The sequence below is a fragment of the Psychrosphaera haliotis genome, assembly GCF_039523615.1.
Lineage (GTDB): Bacteria > Pseudomonadota > Gammaproteobacteria > Enterobacterales > Alteromonadaceae > Psychrosphaera > Psychrosphaera haliotis.
On sequence record NZ_BAAAFQ010000011.1, the window covers coordinates 131,946 to 149,021 of the forward strand.

A 17,076-nucleotide genomic window follows, 5' to 3' on the forward strand; every position below is an offset into this window, starting at 1 on the left:
TCTCTCAAAAAAAGTGCCACCTTAAAATAAGGTGGCCAACACAATAAGAGAAGTTTATAGGTTGTTTATGATCTGGGACTTGATATAGCTCAATTCAAGTCCGTTTTTATTAAATTGAGTACTTAACCGCTTTATCTAATAGGCTTCGGTAATTGATTTTGCCTTTGTTGCAGCTTTCAATGTCCTTTTGTTTAAATACGTAGTAAAGCTTTGAGGCATCATTTACATAAAACGTCATGTACTTATCGTCTTTAAGACTTCTAAGTCCCGAGCCAAAATCACAAACCACTTCACTAATAGCAAATGCATACTTTTTAGCTAACTCCTGCTGCTTTTTAATGACTTCCGCTTTGACTTTTTCCGCCGCCTTTCTTACCGTTTCTTGATGCTTAACCATTTTACTATTCACGGTTTTTAGTTGCTTTTGTAACTCTTGCATCTCTGCTTCTAGTTTCATGACTTGTTTGTCGGATCCACCATTATTAATGTCACTAACCAGTTCAGCGTCTCTAATTTCTCGCTCAACCTGTCGAGCTTTTCGCTCTAACTTGCTCGCTTGTTTAGACAACTCTCGCTGTTTTTTTCGTAGCTCATTTTTTGCCGCTCGCATTTCTCGTTGCGCCTCAATATTTTTACCGCCAAACGATTCTGCAATTGTCGTTGCTTTATGGATTTCAAACTCTAAGTCTTCAATGTCATGATGACTTAATTCAAAATAGTGTTCGGTATTTTCCGTCTCCATTCGAATTTCAACCAACTCCTCTAGCTCTCTTTCAACGCCTGGTTTAGCTGGCGTACCCGGCTTAGGTGGTGGCGGTGGGATAAATGACGAATCACTATCTGACGAAAACACGGTACCGTCGTGACTAACAAAAACGTTTGGAGCCGAAAACCTACGGCTCGCATTAATTTCAAACAACATGCCTTGATGAGCTAAGTAGCTAGCCGAAACACTCCCAGCATTTTTACCTAGTTTATCTGACAATGACGTTTTCAATATCGTCGACATCATCTTGATATCACGTTTAACATTGTCCAAGTGCTGGTCAGACAGCTCACCTTTAGCATTGGCACTTGCGGCTATCATCAGTGTGGATAACGCTGCAACAATAGGTAACAACTTTTGTTTAATTACTTTTTTCATATTACTCTCCAGTTATTCTTCTGCACCAGCCACTTGCTCATCACGAGTCATTGCGTTGCCTCGTCTAAGTGACGCTACTTTTAGTTTATATTGCAATTCATCTATCTCTGATTGGAAAAACATAAGGTCTTCCGCTCTTTGTTTTTGGATTATAGAAACGACGTGTTCAAGGTCTTCTTGTCTTTCCGTACGACCACTTTCAATAAGATAATTTGCCAGCGAAACGGTACTTTCCGTTTGATTTGCCTCTAGTTGCTTAATGGCCAATGTTAGCTGTGCTCTGTTCTCGTTTATTAAAGTATTCATTTGTTGTTGAAGCTTTTGTGTTTGCTCTTGTTGCCACTGTTGCTTTTGCTCCGAAGCGGTTAAAAGCTTAACGCTCCCTTCTTTCCACTGTAGCTTTAGGTCAAATACAAACATGGTGCAAATAACCAGAGATACGGACATGGCAAAAGCAGACATACCTTGTGGCCACCAGCTAAAAACACCTTTACGTGAATCTTCAGAATTGTGACCTGAAAAGGTAGAAGCTCGGTCCCATGAAGGCACTTCTATAGATTCATCAAACGCTCTTCCACTCGCTGATAGCGCATTTATTAACTCTATTTTTTCTTTGTATTCCGCAGAGCTATTCAAACGCTCAAACTCCAGTGGAGTTAAGGTTTCGCCATTTGACCAAGCTACGAATAATGCTTCTAATGCTTGGCTTTTTTTATCATGCTGCATAGTCGCTGCCTTTTAGTAGTTGTTTTAACTTTGCCAAACTTGCGTAAAATTTAGATTTTACTGTGTTGCTCGACAGCCCCATTTGGTGGGCGATTTGTTCAAATGTCAGTTGCTGAAATATTTTTAATTCCACGATTAGTTTTTGTTCAAAACTTAAAGTACTTAATAACACCCTTAATCCTTCGCTATCCTGCAACTGCTCCAAACTTATAGCTGGGCAATCAGTAGAGCCATCACTTTCAATATCATCAGGTTCTTCACCGTCATGGATTACTATTCTTTTACGCCTATAAAAATCCATACACTTGTAATAGGCCATGGAAAGTAGCCATGTCTTAAAGCTGCTTTGCTGTTTAAAGTCAGCAAGATTTCGGCAAACAGAAACAAATGTCTCTTGCATTAAATCTAAAGCATCTGCCTGGTTATTCGTCATTCTTAACGTATAACCATAAAGCACCTTTTCATGACGTTTAACTAACTTGCACCAGGCCGACTGACTGCCATTCAGCGCCTTTGCAATTAATGTTTTGTCATCTTGATTTAAAAACAAAGCAGTCCTTATTTATTATTTTTAGGTATAACCGTTATCTTTGTATCTATAGTCGCGGCACGATGCAAAAAAGTTTAACTTTTTTATCTTTTCTTTTTGATTTTGATTTTGATTTTGATTTTGATTTTGATTTTGATTTTGATTTTGATTTTGATTTTGATTTTGATTTTTTACAAAACAAGCTATTTGAATTGGAGCGAGGAATGAAAGTAACTAAAGATATAAACTGTTGCGTACTCTAGAAAGATTGTCGGCTACTAGGTTGATTACAATATGACCGCATAAAAAAGCCAGCTCGAGGCTGGCTTTAAAAAAACGTTATTAAATTCACGTTAAAAATTTAAAACGACTTTCACCGTACTATCCACTAACGAGTCATCAATGATTCCTATTGCATTAGGAGTACTGCCAACAAACGCTTTTACTTGTTCTGAATTATTATATTCCACTGGAGGTACAGCCCGTCCGGTAAACGCCATTTTCGCCCAATACGCGGCATATTGAGGTTCCGACTTATTGAGTACTTCACTATTAAAACTCTCTCGTATATTGCTACCTGCAATAAGGGTGGTTAATTCAGCTCTATTTCCGTTGCTAAATGCACCTTTTTTACCAAGATATAATTTTTTGATGTCGCTAATAGATACTTTGCTGCTGTTGCCCGCATTTACGACAACAACATTGCCGGCAATAGAACTTAACGATGTTAAAAGCAGAACCAATGTAATAATTGTTAATTTGTTAAATTTCATCATTGGCCCCCTTTCTAAAACATAAAGTCTAAGGAAACAAAAAATGCCGTGCTATCGGTATTTCCGTCTTGGTTTTCATCGATATAGACTGCAGCATCACCATCATCGTTAAACTGAAGTAATTCAAACTTCAACGCCGAATAAGGTGTCAAGTTGTACCTAGCGCCAATACCTATAGAGTTGTAATCATCATCTAAGCTGCCGGTTTCAGCATCTTCAAAACCAGCACTAACTCCGCCTGGTGCTATAAACCTGAAATCACCTTCAAACTGTGAATAAAAGATGTAAGGAGTCCAATGTTCATCTAAACGATATGCGAATGAAACAAACCAAGAAGTATAAATATTATCGTAGTTATTCCATTCAATCATGGCCAACACTTCGTCTTGATCGTATTGAAACGATATATCTAGGAATTCTGTATCCAACCACTCTCCACCAAATGCAGGATTAGATGGATATTGCCCTTCGGAATACGACGTGAACTTTTCTTCACCCTGCAAGTATGACAAACGAAGCGTCAGAGCATCATAATTTGAATCTAAAACAACGCCCATCATGTCTTTATAGTCTTTTGTTGTGCGAATTCCTCTTAAACCTCTGAAGTTACCATTGTCATCATAAAGCTGTTCACCCTTATACTGATCGATTAGCGTAATTAGCTTATTTGGATCTGTATTTTTTTTACCCGTATACAGTTTTAAATGCGAAGTCACTTCATCAAAGTCAAAGTTCATATCAATACTTATACCCTGATAATTAGTAAGCGCTAGTGAATATGCATCGGAAGGAACTCGAAGCCAAGGGTAGGTCAATCCAACATCCATATAGTCAGAAAAATGATAAACCGGCAATCTCATTTGCCCGGCTTTAATGCTAGTGTCGGGAGTAATATCGTAAGTTGCATATAACCACTCTAAATTAGGCTCAAAGTCATTTACCCCTCTCACCAAAACTTGACCCGTAACACTTAACTTATCTGTAGCTACATACCTTGTCTGAACGGCTACTTTGGACTCGCTTTGCAGCTCAATACCATTACTATACTGTCCTGCACCTTCAGGTAACCTCGCCCAATACCCGTCACCGTCAATAACAATACCGCCAACAATACTGCCAAAGCCCGAGATTCTAATTTTATCGTTTGCTTCAACCTGTGTTGCTGATAAGCCTAGTAAAATTAAAAGTGCTCCACCTGCTTTTTTCATGCGTTCTCCAATAATCTAAAAACCTTTATGGAGTATAGACAAGATTCAAAAACCTGAATTTCAAAGCAAAAAAAAACCGCAAAAATATGCGGTTTTCTTATCAAAAAGTAGATGGTTTTATTTGACTGGCGTTAACCAACCCCATTTATCTTCTGTTGTGCCGTTAAACAAGCCAAAGAATGCATCTTGAACTTGTTTAGTGATTGGGCCACGTTTGCCTTCGCCAACATTAATGCCATCAACACTGCGAACTGGAGTAACTTCAGCAGCAGTACCACACATTAATATTTCGTCAGCTAAATACAGTGCTTCACGAGGAATATTTTGTTCACGAACTTCATAACCCATATCGCGCAATAACGTCATAATAGTATCGCGAGTAATACCTGGTAAAATTGCCGCTGTTACCGGTGTTGTGGTTACAATATTGTTGCGAATAACAAATAAGTTTTCACCTGCACCTTCAGATACCATGCCGTTTACATCAAGGGCGATACCTTCACCGTAACCGTGACGACGCGCTTCCATTGAAATTAGCTGCGATGACAAATAGTTACCACCGGCTTTAGCGCCTGTAGGCATAGTGTTAGCAGCTAAGCGATTCCAGCTTGAAACACCAGCATCTACGCCTTTTTCTAAGGCTTCTTCACCTAAGTATGCGCCCCATTCCATTGCTGCTACTAAAACATCTGCTTCAGTATTAAATGGTACGGCTAAACCTAAACCAATTTCGCCATAAAAGGCTGCAGGTCTTAGGTATGCTGATTTAAAGCCATTTTTAACAACAACGTCTTTTTGTGCTTGATTCATTTCTTCATGTGTAAAAGGAATGGTCATGCGATAGATTTTTGCTGAATCGAATAAACGACGAGTGTGATCGTCAAGACGGAAAATACAAGTGCCTTTGTCCGGCGTATTATAGGCGCGAACACCTTCAAATACTGACGAGCCATAGTGAATTGCGTGACTTAATACGTGAACTTTTGCGTCTGCAAAAGGAATGAGTTTACCGTTAAACCAAATAGTTTCTGCTGATGATGGTAATGCCATGGATTTTTCCTCCAATTTTTATTTGGCGCAATTCTGCCTTATCAAATTGGGAATAGCACTGTTTGAAGAAAAATGGTGGCAAAAAATAACGGCTCTGTTGTCAGCATTTTTTACCACCTTGGTTATATCTTTTATTTTTTAAGGAGTTGGAAGTCCCCATCTAGCAATGCTGGCAAGCCTGTCGGCCCAATATAATGTAACGTGCCAGTAGCGACCATCACTGACTTTTCTTTTAAAAGAGGGTTGAGCTTTTTCTGCCACGCGACATTTCGCTCAATAAGTAATACGTTTTCTAATGCTTTGTCATAATCAGTTTGCTTTAACGTAGTATCGTAAATCTTTTCAAACGCCGATATATCGCTGTTAATCCATGCCTCTAACATTACTTGAGGCATATCTGACATGGTATTTAACTCTTCAAGGGTATCTAACAACATATCGTTGTAATCTATAGAATCATTATTATCAAATAGGCGATTAAATATATTCAGTTGCTGCTCAAAGGTTTCTAGTTCAAGTATGGTTTTATTGTGCTTTTTTGCATGTTCAATAATTTGCTGATCGATACCATGCTCAGCAACCAAGCCCATTTTTTGATAAGACATTTGAACCATCATGACGGCTAGCATCCAAGGCTTAAACTGTTCGTACTGGAAAATCTCACCACCAAACTGCTGTAAGTAACGATTAACTTTAGTGGCGACAACCGGTGATATTAACTGTGTAACCGTGGTTCCTCTTGGCAACATAGCAAGTTCCATCACTATTTGCTGTTGTTGCAATGCCGACACGTTCGCTAAATCCACTTCAACAGCAACAACATCTACCGCTTCAATGCGCTTTTTTAATTGCTCTGACAATTCTTTTAATCGTTCGTCACCAACATGAATGGTGCCAACCAAGTAATCATCTTTATATTCGCCAGTACCTTGCCAAGTTGGTTCAGCACTTGTGTTAATAGAAAATAATGTGAACGCTAATACTAAAGCTATTTTATTCATTAATATCACTTCTTAAACTTATTAATTAATGCTTGTTTTACCACATCAGGAACAAAAGCAGAAACATCGCCGTAATGCGCCGCAACATCTCTAACTATGGTTGACGAGATATGACTAGTTTCAGAGCTTGGCGTTAACAATACACTTTCTAAGTCTGCATTTAACTTACGATTCACCGTCGCAAGCTGATATTCATATTCAAAATCGGCTACCGCTCTCACCCCTCGAATGAGTACAGTGGCATTTTTTTGTTGCGCATAGTCTGCTAACAAACCTTCAAAACCCTCAACTTCAATATTCGTTAAATCCGATACTGAAGACTTCACTAATTCGACACGCTCTTCTAGCGTAAATAGTGGCTGTTTTCTTGAGCTCATGGCGATTGAGATGATTACTTTATCGAACAACTTTGCTGAGCGCCTAATGAGGTCGATATGACCATTGGTAATTGGATCAAAAGTACCTGGATAAATTGCTGTAACCATTAAATGAAATTCCTAAATAAGACTGTGCTTTTTGCACTATATCACCAATATTGGATTCGGTTAAAACCTTGGCTTTGTGATTACCTAAAAAAGCAATATGAAGAAAACAAGTAGAGCTAATGATCTAATTTGTGGTTAAATACGAGTAATTACTCCGTCTCCTTTTTTAATTGATACTAAGGGATGGTTCATTGGCCAAGATGGCTAATCACAGAGACAGATTATGAAAACAAAAGATCGTATAATTCAAGCTAGTTTAGAATTGTTTAATGCCCATGGCGAACGCAATGTAACGACTAACCACATTGCATCTCACTTAAATATTAGTCCAGGCAACCTTTACTATCATTTCAGAAATAAAGAAGAAATCATTCGTAATATTTTTGAAAAATATGTCCAGCACATGGAAGTCTCATTTGAACCGGTAAAGCCAAGTGAAGATGCCGTTGAATTTTTATCTAACTATTTAGATGCCGTTTTCTCAGCACTTTTCCATTTCAGCTTTTTGTACGACAACTTACCTGTCATTATGGCTCGTGATCCTGAGTTAAAGTCTCAGTATTTGGAAATCCATAATAAAATGATGGATAAAATCAATGCACTGGTACTTGGTTTGCAAAGTGCTGAAGTCATTAATATAGATCATGACGACGTGGACGATTTTTCTAATATCATTAAGCAACAAGTTACCTTTTGGATTAGCTACTGTAAGACTAGTCAAGAAGATACGTCTATCACGGATGAGTTAATTTATAACGGCTTGTTAAAAGTACTACTATTATTTAAGCCATATGTCACACCAGAATTTACTGACGTAGTTAAAGACTTAACGGCTCGTTATAAGTCTTTGGCCAACGTAGAATCTTAATTTAGAGGCACATAATGTTTGATTTAAAAGCTTGCTACCATGCAAACCTTAAGCAACACCTAGAGTTATTCCAACAAATGGAAGTTTATTTGCCACAAGCAGAAGAGTTGGCAAATGCCTGCTTTAAAGCATTAAACAACGGCGGAAAAATCGTATTTTTTGGCAATGGTGGAAGCGCCGCAGATAGCCAACATTTAGCTGCTGAGTTTGTTGTTCGCTTTAAAAAAGAGCGTCGCGCATTGGCCTCTATTGCCTTAACAACTGATACTTCAATTTTAACCGCAAACGCCAATGATTACTCTTTTGACTCAGTGTTTTCACGTCAAGTTGAAGCATTAGTTAAAGAACAAGATGTGGTGATTGGTTTAACCACCAGCGGCACAAGCAAAAACATAAACCTTGCACTAGAAGCGGCTAATGAACTTGGCGCTTATACTGTTGCGTTAACTGGTCGTGATGGTGGTGCAGTAAAAGATATTGCTACGTTACCTATTATTATCAAAAACGACATCACAGCTCGTATTCAAGAAGCTCACATGTTTATTGGTCATTGGTTGTGTGAAGCCATTGACGAACTTGTTACTCAAAACGACTAAAATTCGGAATTCTTAATGTTTGATCTTTCTATCTTTAGCCAGTTTTCTAATAACAATATTTTGGTGGTTGGCGACGTAATGCTCGACCGTTATTGGACAGGCGACTCACAACGTATTTCACCTGAAGCTCCAGTGCCTGTTGTAAAAATATCAGAGCTGGATGACAAAGTGGGAGGCGCTGCAAACGTTGCACGTAATATTGCCCACTTAGATGGCAAAGTTACGTTAATGGGCATTATTGGACAAGATGAAAATGGCGAAAGACTGACTCAACTTTTAGAAGAAGAACAAGTTAGCGCTAAGTTACTGACTCAATCTCATCAGCCTACAATTACAAAGCTACGAGTTATTAGTCGTCAGCAACAAGTGGTCCGTTTGGACTTTGAAGAAGCGTTTGCTGAAGAGCATGCACAAGCGTTAGTGGAACAGTTTAAAGCTGAGCTACAACATCATCAGTTTGTCGTGTTTTCGGATTACAACAAAGGTTCGTTACGCTTTATTGGTGAGATGATAAAAATTGCACGTGGCGCGGGCAAAACCGTGCTGGTGGATCCTAAATCAAAAGATTTATCTGATTACGCTGGTGCGTCTGTTATTACGCCTAATAAAACCGAGTTTGTTGCTGCAGGTGGCTTAGTGCATAGTGAAGAAGCTATTGTCGAGTCAGCACAGCAAATAATGACAAACTGCAATATAGAGTCAATTTTGCTCACGCGAAGTGAACAAGGTATGTCGGCCATCACTAAGTCTGAAAAAGTAGACATGCCAGCTCAAGTACTCGAAGTATCCGATGTAACGGGTGCTGGTGATACGGTTATTGCGACGTTGGCAATGATGATGGCGTCAGGGTTAGAGTTAGCTGATGCCGCAAAAGTCGCTAACTTAGCTGCGGGTATTGTGGTGGCTAAACTTGGTGCGGCAACTGTTTCTCCGGAAGAGTTATACCGAGTTGTGAATAAACATTTATTCGCATCAAAGCAACGTCATTATCAAACGCCTTTTGAGGATGTTTTGCAGCATATTCGATTTGCGCGCCAAAGCGGTGAAAAAATTGTTTTCACTAATGGCTGTTTCGATATTCTTCATGCGGGTCATGTGCATTACTTGGAACAAGCAAAAGCGCTTGGTGATAGGCTTGTTGTTGGTTTAAACAATGACGCTTCCATCACTCGATTAAAAGGTGAAGGACGACCAGTAAATCCACTTGAACAACGCGCTACTGTGATTAGCGGCTTAGCGAGCGTTGATTGGGTCATTCCGTTTGGCGAAATTAACGGTAATGAGTTTGATGACACGCCGTACGAGTTAATAAAATTGATTGCACCTGATGTTTTAGTTAAAGGTGGTGATTACACTCCAGAAACCATAGTTGGTGCTGATATCGTTCAATTAAACGGTGGTGATGTTGCGGTTATTGAGTTTGTTGACGGTTGCTCAACAACTAAAATAATCGAGAAAATTAAGCGTTAACCTTTAATGCAACTAACCTAAACGTTGCGCAATAGGTGAAACGTTTAGGTTTAGTTTAATCGGCTATAAGTTCGAACGATTGCTTGCCTTGCGAAACCCCATTTATTAACACTTCAACATAGTGAGTTCCGCTGTAATAACGTCGGGTATTAATTGGTTTGAAAGAGTGTGATTTAGTTAGTTTTATCTCTTTTTCGGGCGCTTTAATTTCTTTCCACTTAAATACTTTACCTATATGTTGGCCGCGGCCTCTCAAGTGATAAACTTTATAATCCACCAGTAACGGCATCGTAGACGCTTTAATATTGAGCGATAAATCAATGCTTTCACCAACCTTTACAATCGCTTTATTCAAGTACACTTCGCTGACCAATCCTTTGGGATCGCTATAACCAAATAACCTCAACGTATCAACGTTCCCTGCCTTTATTAAACTTCGGCAAGCGTGCTTAACCATTCTTTGTCTGTTAATACTGTTGCTTTCCGATAGCCATTTTTGAGCTATTTCATTAACGTTTTCCGGATAAGACTTACTAATATCGTTAAGGTGATTGGCAATACTGCGCCTTACATATTCCGACTCATCATTCCTTAATGTGTCGAGGTGGGTAGATACCCAATCAGGGTGTTCTTTAAACTCTGGAAGTTGCATCGCCCAAGGTAATAGCGGTCTTGTGCCTTCGCTGACTAAACGTCTAACATGATGACAAGAATCTAAACACCAGCTCTCCATTATTTTTAAACACTTTGAAGGGTATTCAATCAACAGGTGGCGGATACCAAACTCGCTGGTAAATCTTTTAGTTAATTGTTTTTGTGCTTCAAGTGCGAGCACTAAAGGTTGATAGTCGACTTCAGGTGCCGTACCCACAGCGGTATTGGTTTTTAAGCTTTGCTCTTGAACACCCCGCCTTCCAACATATTCGGTAAAAGGCATTATCATCCAACCAGCAACGCCCTCTTCTGTGGTGGTCACTTCTTTTAAGTCTTGGTTGTCACTAACTGGCAATAAAACGGTCGTTAAAGCCGCAATAGCCTCTGAATAACAGTCAGGTAATGTTTTAAACAACGCTATAACAATTTGTTCGCTGCGATCTTTTAATTCGCGTTGTTCCAGTTTATCACTGGCAATATCTATGAATTTTTCTGGCTCGAATGGATGCGGTTGTGAGTCGAAGTATTGGTGGAGTAGTTGCGCAGTAATTTCAATTTGAGGCTTATTAAACACGGACTTCATTCAACTGCCTCAAAATAAAGATGACACGAATAGTCATCGTTAATCGTTAATCGTTAATCGTTAATCGTTAATCGTTAATCGTTAATCGTTAATAATATTATAAACAACAGTGGTAATTGTTGCTGTCATTTCCGCATGAGACAATATGGCATTAAGTCCTGCCTTCCCCACAGCTTCCCGCGCTTCTTTATTACTTAACCAGCCAGTCATTATTTGAGTAAACTCTGGTTCTGAATTCGCGATAACTAACCCACCAGCTTCAACCAACTCACTGCAAACTTCCGAGTTATTATAAACATGAGGTCCCATTACAACAGGTTTAGCATATGCTGAGGCTTCAAGCGGATTGTGGCCGCCCTTTTCTGCAATAGAACCGCCAACAAAAGCAACATCTGCAGCTCCATATAAACGATTTAGCTCACCCATTTTATCAACAAGCAATACATCTATTTTATCGGTTACGGACTCGTCTAAGCTAAGCTGAGCAATTTTTACGTCTTGGACCAATAAGTACTCTAACACTTGCTGAAAGCGCTCAGGGTGTCTAGGGGCGATTACCAATAATAACTCTGGAAAGCTCTTTTTAAGTTTCACATAAGTTGAAATGACAACTTCTTCCTCATCAAGGTGAGTACTGCCAGCAATAAATACCAAACGGTTTTCAACATTATATTCTTTACGAGTAATCTGACTTAGTTCAGACGCAGGCACTTCAATATCAAATTTTAAGTTGCCAACAATTTCTATGCGTGACTCTGGAAGGCCCAATTCTACGTAGCGATCAAAGTCATCTTGGTTACGGGCCAATACTTTAGATAATGATTTGATCATTTGCCCTGAAAGCCAACTAAAGCGCTGATAGCCTCGCTTAGTTTTGTCGGTCATTCTGGCATTAACCACAACCACAGGTATTTTTTTAGCTCGACACTTCCTAATAAGATTAGGCCAAAGCTCCACTTCCATTATCAAAGTAACAACAGGCTTCACTTGCCTTAACAGAGCCGACATCATCCAAGGTAAATCGATTGGTAAATAGGTATGAAACACACGTTTTCCCATTTCATCGGATAAACGCCTTTGTAGTTGATGCTTGCCGGTTAATGTATTTGTGGTGACTACTACATAGTGTTCTGGGTGCTGCTTGAGGATTTCTCTGATAAGACCGATAGTGGCGGTCACTTCACCCATTGACGCACAGTGAAACAACACAGATTTATGTCTAATTTTTTTAGGTAATCGCCTCGGCATTAAACCGAATTTCTGTCCCCAATCGAGGTCCATTTTAACGTTAGCTCGAGCCCTGTGATTAAACACCTGAATTGTCGACTTATGAAGTAGATACAATAACCATTTTGCCAGTTCAACGGCACCAACGATTATAAGTAAAACGTTATATGGAAATAACGCCATCAATTGCTTCATTCTTTATATCCTGCTAGCAATTCGTGCCAATTTTGTTCGTTAAAATGAAAGTTCGAATTCAAACCTTTCTCTTTCAATAAAGACCTTTTTAAGCGTTCCAGATTTGATTGTTTCCAATCTTCTGAGCTTAACCTAAACTCGCACCTATCAAAGTCTATCAATGTAATATCTGTTTGATTTGAAATAAGTATATTATGGATATTCAAATCTGCATGAAAAACATTGTTCTCATGGAAAAGCCTTATCGTTTTACCAATTTCATTCCATACATTAGGCGGTAATTCTTTTTTAAGCAATAAGTTATAAGCATCTTTTGCGCCAGCAATCCGCTCTATTAAAATATCGTTGCTATAAAAGCTCAATGAGTGGTGTTTCACCTTACATGCTAAAGGCCTTGGCACTGGTAAACCGATTTCCCACATTTTTGCTAGTAACTCAAACTCTAAGTATGCGCGAGAATGAGTTACATTCTTAAAAATAAACTTATCTTTGTTAAAATGCCGAACCATGCCACCACGGTAATAGTGGCGTAAAACCATTTCTACCGATTCATCATTATTATTGTCGGTTTCAATAAAGTACGTAGTAAAACGACCTTTTGACGTGCCTGTTACTTTTTTCAGGGATAGCCAATACTCAGCATCAAACCAATCATTGTTTAAGAGCCCTTCAAATTCAGATAAAAACTTAAACTGAATAGAGCCATCTGTTATTTCGGTAGATTTTAAAGTAGGTCGTTTATTTAGCACTTTTTGCACGTTTCTTTTAAGCCTTAATTTAGCTAAGATCATACCTTAGCTTAACCTATTTATGCCAATTCGTTTTTTGGAGTTATTTTTGAACACACCTCTGCAATCTATTTGTATTTTAAGACTTTCAGCTATTGGTGATGTATGTCACGCGGTGGCTGCAGTGCAAGCAATCCAAAAGCAGCATCCACAGGCAAAACTCACGTGGATTGTAGGTAAAGTGGAATACCAACTTTTAAAAGAATTGCCTGGTGTAAACTTCATTATTTTTGAAAAAAACTTAGGCAAGCAAGCTTTCAGGAAGCTAAAGGAAGACTTAAACGGCGAAGTCTTTGACGTACTACTTCATATGCAAGTCGCTTTTAGAGCCAACTGGGCTGCTCGTTTAATTCGCGCTAAAAAGAAAATTGGCTTTGATTGGAGCCGAGCAAAAGAGTTACACGCATTATTTACCAATAACAGAATCAAGCCTCAAACAGAGCCTCATGTATTAGAAGGCTTTTTTGCTTTTGCTGAAAAGGTTGGCGTACCCGCTAATACTCTAGATAGTTTGTCATGGGATATTCCTGTTTCTCAGCAAGACAAAGAATTTGCAGACTCATTAATAGTGGCGAACAGCAAACACATTGTAATAGCGCCGGCAGCTAGTAAGGCCGAGCGAAATTGGTTACCAGAACGATACGCACAACTTGCTGATTATGCCCATGAGCAAGGCTTTAAAATAAGCCTTTGTGGCGGACCAGGTCCGTTAGATAGAGACATAGCTGATAAAATCATAGCCAGTGCTAAATGCCCTATTCAAGACTTGATTGGCAAAACGTCACTAAAGCAAATGTTAGCTTTGTTGAACAATGCCAGTTTAGTTATTGCCCCTGACACTGGTCCTGCTCACATGGCCGTTACACAAAAAACGCCAGTTTTAGGTTTGTATGCGCACTCAAACCCTAAACGAACTGGCCCTTACTTGTACCAAGATTATGTTTGCAGTGCTTATGATGAACACATTGAAAAACAATTAGGTAAACCTGCTAAGCAATTAAAGTGGGGCGTTAGAGCAAAAGGTAAAAACCTTATGGAATCAATAACGGTTGAAAGTGCTATTACTAACTTTGATCGCCTGGTTAAGGACTTTTCGTTATGAGCCTAACGTTTAACAATAAAAACAAAGCGCTATTTTTAGATCGCGACGGGGTTATCAATGTTGACCATGGTTACGTATATAAACCTGAAGAATTTGAGTTTATAGCTGATGTATTCAGCGCTGTTAAAGCGTTCTCTGATGATGGTTTTTTAATTGTCGTTATTACTAATCAATCTGGAATTGGCCGAGGTTACTATAGCGAATCTCAGTTTGATCACTTAACACAATGGATGATGAACGAGTTTAAAAGCCGTGGCATTACTATTTCTACCGTTAAATTTTGCCCGCATCACCCTAAAAATGCACAGCCTGAATACTTAATGGACTGTGATTGCAGAAAACCTGCACCTGGAATGATATTGGACGCTATTTCAGAGTTAAACATCGACCCTGCTCAATCTATCTTTGTGGGTGATAAAGAGTCTGATATGAAAGCGGCCAGTTCCGCAAACGTCCAATTCAAGTATTTAGTAGAAAGCGGACAGACATTTTCGGATCAGCAAGCACAATCAGCTGACGCCGTTTTTTCAGACTTATCAGCGCTTACTCAATACTGGTTTAACCGCAGTAACTGAATACATCATAGGCACGGGTTCGTTTTCAACGAGTTTTTGAAAATGACCCGGTGACGTTTCCTCCAAACCATCAAAGCAGTTATATGGACTATAGTCCTGTTCTCTAAATGCTTTGATCGAAAGTCCTGCAGCTATTAAAGCAGAAATGACTTCACTTAGAGAATGTGCCCAGGTTGCAATTTCTTGCTCTTCATCGCCACTGTTTTCAGTATAAGTAGACTCACTTTCAACATACGCTTCATATGTATTAAAATATGGATAACCCGCCATCACATCATGAAACGGGTGGAACTCTATAAGATGAAACTCTCCGCCTTCTTTTAGAGACTCAGCAATAACATTGGCCCATTGAGTAAGGTCCGGCAACCAACATAAAACGCCATAAGAGGTATAAACCACATCATACTTTGAATCATCAACCTGTCGTAGCTGCAGTACGTCAGAGCAAATAAACTTGCTATCTAAACCCGTTTCCTTCGCAATGTGGGTTGCTTGTTTAATAGCAGTGTCAGATAAATCTACGCCAGTTACTGATGCACCTAAACGTGCCAATGACAGTGAGTCTAGCCCAAAGTGACATTGCAGATGCAACAACGACTTATCAGTAACATCGCCCAACAGCTCTATTTCTAAAGGGTTTAAAGAGCTTTTTCCTGATAAAAAGCCCGCAAGATCGTAAAACTCCGAATCCCTATGAATTTCAGTTCGACGGTTCCATGCTTGTTGGTTCATTTCTAGATGTTTCATCTCGTTTACAACCTATTGTGTTTTTTAATCTTATTTTTACCATTCCCTGCTCGGATGTCTATGCTAAGTGCTGACGAGCAGAAATAAAAACAGTACAATCAGCCACACTTAGTGGCAACTAAAATCGTGCCACCCAAACTCATATTGGAGCAATTTTACATGCGTGCAGCTGGATTTTTTAAAAACCTAAATGAGCAAATTGAACAAGTAAAACAAGACGGACTATATAAGTCTGAGCGTATTATTACTTCTCAACAAAAGTCGAGTATTGATGTTGGCAATCAACAAGTTTTAAACTTTTGTGCAAACAACTACTTAGGCTTAGCAAATAGCAAAGAGTTAATTGATGCTGCACATGACGGATTAAATAATCATGGTTTTGGTGTCGCTTCTGTTCGTTTTATCTGTGGTACACAAGACATCCATAAACAACTTGAAGCTAAAGTGAGTGACTTCCTAAAAACAGAAGATACGATTCTTTACAGCTCTTGTTTTGACGCCAATGGCGGTTTATTCGAAACCATTTTAAGCGCTGAAGATGCCATTATCTCTGATTCTTTAAATCATGCTTCTATTATAGATGGCGTTCGTTTGTCTAAATGTAAACGCTACCGCTATGCAAATAACGACATGGCCGACTTAGAAAAGCAACTTCAACAAGCTGATGCTGATGGCGCTCGTTTCAAGTTAATCGCCACTGATGGCGTATTCTCAATGGACGGTGTAATTTGTGACCTTAAGACCGTTTGCGACTTAGCGGATAAATACGACGCATTGGTAATGGTTGATGACTCTCACGCTGTGGGTTTTGTCGGCGAAAATGGCCGTGGAACACATGAATACTGTGACGTGCTAGACCGTGTTGATATTATTACCGGTACGCTTGGTAAAGCTTTAGGCGGCGCTTCAGGTGGTTATACGTCGGGTAAAAAAGAGGTGATTGAATGGTTACGTCAACGCTCACGCCCATATTTGTTCTCTAACTCACTTGCGCCATCTATTGTAACGGCGTCGTTAAAAGTATTGGACATGTTAGAGCAAGGCTCGGCACTTCGTGACACGTTATGGTCTAACGTTGCTTATTTCCGTGACAAAATGTCAGCTGCTGGTTTTACACTAGCCGGTAAAGACCACGCTATTATTCCTGTAATGTTGGGCGATGCAAAATTAGCCTCTAGTTTTGCCGACAAAATGCTTGAACGCGGTATTTATGTTGTTGGTTTTAGCTTCCCAGTAGTGCCAAAAGGCCAAGCAAGAATTAGAACTCAAATTTCTGCAGCGCATACACAAGAGCAATTAGATAAAGCCATTAATGCGTTTATTGAAGTTGGCAAAGAGCTGAAGGTTATTTAATC

General features: G+C 39.3%; 19 protein-coding genes. 7 read left to right on the top strand and 12 right to left on the bottom strand.

Going from position 1 to position 17,076, the window contains the following annotated elements; all coding sequences use genetic code 11:
* Window positions 1-109: 109 nt before the first annotated feature.
* Genes ABD009_RS13655 through ABD009_RS13665 form a run of 3 tightly spaced genes read right to left on the bottom strand, consistent with a single transcriptional unit; the run spans window position 110 to window position 2,420 of the window.
* Window positions 110-1,144, bottom strand: coding sequence for a hypothetical protein (locus ABD009_RS13655; RefSeq protein ID WP_343826325.1), 1,035 nt, complete (start codon window positions 1,142-1,144; stop codon window positions 110-112).
* Between the two features lie 12 nt (window positions 1,145-1,156).
* The gene (locus tag ABD009_RS13660; RefSeq protein WP_343826327.1) at window positions 1,157-1,870 is read right to left on the bottom strand and encodes a hypothetical protein; all 714 of its coding nucleotides are present in this window, start codon (window positions 1,868-1,870) and stop codon (window positions 1,157-1,159) included.
* Window positions 1,860-2,420, bottom strand: coding sequence for an RNA polymerase sigma factor (locus ABD009_RS13665; protein ID WP_343826329.1), 561 nt, complete (start codon window positions 2,418-2,420; stop codon window positions 1,860-1,862). The genes ABD009_RS13660 and ABD009_RS13665 overlap by 11 nt, the downstream gene beginning before the upstream one ends.
* Window positions 2,421-2,482: 62 nt before the next feature.
* On the opposite strand from ABD009_RS13665, the gene ABD009_RS13670 reads away from it, so the two are divergent.
* A complete protein-coding gene (locus ABD009_RS13670) occupies window positions 2,483-2,662 on the top strand; it encodes a hypothetical protein (protein WP_343826331.1) in 180 nt (59 codons plus the stop codon).
* A 90-nt stretch (window positions 2,663-2,752) separates the two neighbouring features.
* Here the strand turns inward: ABD009_RS13670 and ABD009_RS13675 are convergent, their stop codons facing one another.
* The 5 genes from ABD009_RS13675 to coaD all read right to left on the bottom strand — a co-directional run bounded on the left by ABD009_RS13675 (window position 2,753) and on the right by coaD (window position 6,916).
* A complete protein-coding gene (locus ABD009_RS13675; protein WP_343826333.1) occupies window positions 2,753-3,175 on the bottom strand; it encodes a phosphate ABC transporter substrate-binding protein in 423 nt (140 codons plus the stop codon).
* Between the two features lie 11 nt (window positions 3,176-3,186).
* Complete coding sequence (locus tag ABD009_RS13680; RefSeq protein ID WP_343826335.1) at window positions 3,187-4,380, bottom strand: hypothetical protein; 1,194 nt, start codon at window positions 4,378-4,380, stop codon at window positions 3,187-3,189.
* A 117-nt stretch (window positions 4,381-4,497) separates the two neighbouring features.
* Complete coding sequence (locus ABD009_RS13685; protein ID WP_343826337.1) at window positions 4,498-5,430, bottom strand: branched-chain amino acid transaminase; 933 nt, start codon at window positions 5,428-5,430, stop codon at window positions 4,498-4,500.
* A 131-nt stretch (window positions 5,431-5,561) separates the two neighbouring features.
* Window positions 5,562-6,431, bottom strand: a complete 870-nt coding sequence (locus ABD009_RS13690; protein ID WP_343826339.1) for a TraB/GumN family protein — start codon at window positions 6,429-6,431, stop codon at window positions 5,562-5,564.
* Between the two features lie 5 nt (window positions 6,432-6,436).
* Window positions 6,437-6,916 carry a pantetheine-phosphate adenylyltransferase gene (gene coaD / locus ABD009_RS13695; RefSeq protein WP_343826341.1) on the bottom strand — a complete coding sequence of 160 codons (480 nt, stop codon included), beginning with the start codon at window positions 6,914-6,916 and terminating at the stop codon, window positions 6,437-6,439.
* Window positions 6,917-7,139: 223 nt separating this feature from the next.
* Here coaD and ABD009_RS13700 point away from each other — a divergent pair, with 223 nt between their 5' ends.
* Genes ABD009_RS13700 through hldE form a run of 3 tightly spaced genes read left to right on the top strand, consistent with a single transcriptional unit; the run spans window position 7,140 to window position 9,850 of the window.
* The gene (locus ABD009_RS13700; RefSeq protein ID WP_343826343.1) at window positions 7,140-7,784 is read left to right on the top strand and encodes a TetR/AcrR family transcriptional regulator; all 645 of its coding nucleotides are present in this window, start codon (window positions 7,140-7,142) and stop codon (window positions 7,782-7,784) included.
* Window positions 7,785-7,798: 14 nt separating this feature from the next.
* Window positions 7,799-8,380 carry a D-sedoheptulose 7-phosphate isomerase gene (locus ABD009_RS13705; RefSeq protein ID WP_155696810.1) on the top strand — a complete coding sequence of 194 codons (582 nt, stop codon included), beginning with the start codon at window positions 7,799-7,801 and terminating at the stop codon, window positions 8,378-8,380.
* A gap of 15 nt (window positions 8,381-8,395) precedes the next feature.
* Window positions 8,396-9,850, top strand: a complete 1,455-nt coding sequence (hldE, locus tag ABD009_RS13710; protein WP_343826347.1) for a bifunctional D-glycero-beta-D-manno-heptose-7-phosphate kinase/D-glycero-beta-D-manno-heptose 1-phosphate adenylyltransferase HldE — start codon at window positions 8,396-8,398, stop codon at window positions 9,848-9,850.
* Window positions 9,851-9,905: 55 nt separating this feature from the next.
* On the opposite strand, the gene ABD009_RS13715 is transcribed toward hldE, so the two are convergent.
* The 3 genes from ABD009_RS13715 to ABD009_RS13725 all read right to left on the bottom strand — a co-directional run bounded on the left by ABD009_RS13715 (window position 9,906) and on the right by ABD009_RS13725 (window position 13,300).
* Window positions 9,906-11,087: a DNA alkylation repair protein gene (locus ABD009_RS13715; protein WP_343826349.1), complete on the bottom strand. Its 1,182-nt coding sequence runs from the start codon at window positions 11,085-11,087 to the stop codon at window positions 9,906-9,908.
* Window positions 11,088-11,168: 81 nt separating this feature from the next.
* Entirely contained in the window at window positions 11,169-12,509 is a 1,341-nt protein-coding gene (locus ABD009_RS13720) for a 3-deoxy-D-manno-octulosonic acid transferase (protein WP_343826351.1), read from the bottom strand.
* Complete coding sequence (locus ABD009_RS13725; RefSeq protein ID WP_343826353.1) at window positions 12,506-13,300, bottom strand: 3-deoxy-D-manno-octulosonic acid kinase; 795 nt, start codon at window positions 13,298-13,300, stop codon at window positions 12,506-12,508. The genes ABD009_RS13720 and ABD009_RS13725 overlap by 4 nt, the downstream gene beginning before the upstream one ends.
* Window positions 13,301-13,319: 19 nt before the next feature.
* Between ABD009_RS13725 and ABD009_RS13730 the strand changes: the two genes are divergently transcribed.
* Both ABD009_RS13730 and gmhB read left to right on the top strand, forming a co-directional pair.
* Window positions 13,320-14,399 (top strand): glycosyltransferase family 9 protein, encoded by a 1,080-nt coding sequence (locus ABD009_RS13730; RefSeq protein ID WP_343826355.1) that lies wholly within the window; start codon window positions 13,320-13,322, stop codon window positions 14,397-14,399.
* A complete protein-coding gene (gmhB, locus tag ABD009_RS13735) occupies window positions 14,396-14,974 on the top strand; it encodes a D-glycero-beta-D-manno-heptose 1,7-bisphosphate 7-phosphatase (protein WP_155696817.1) in 579 nt (192 codons plus the stop codon). The genes ABD009_RS13730 and gmhB overlap by 4 nt, the downstream gene beginning before the upstream one ends.
* Here the strand turns inward: gmhB and ABD009_RS13740 are convergent.
* Window positions 14,936-15,721, bottom strand: a complete 786-nt coding sequence (locus ABD009_RS13740) for a class I SAM-dependent methyltransferase (protein ID WP_343826358.1) — start codon at window positions 15,719-15,721, stop codon at window positions 14,936-14,938. The genes gmhB and ABD009_RS13740 overlap by 39 nt on opposite strands.
* 159 nt (window positions 15,722-15,880) lie before the next feature.
* On the opposite strand from ABD009_RS13740, the gene ABD009_RS13745 reads away from it, so the two are divergent.
* Entirely contained in the window at window positions 15,881-17,074 is a 1,194-nt protein-coding gene (locus ABD009_RS13745; protein ID WP_343826360.1) for a glycine C-acetyltransferase, read from the top strand.
* The last annotated feature ends 2 nt before the right edge of the window (window positions 17,075-17,076 follow it).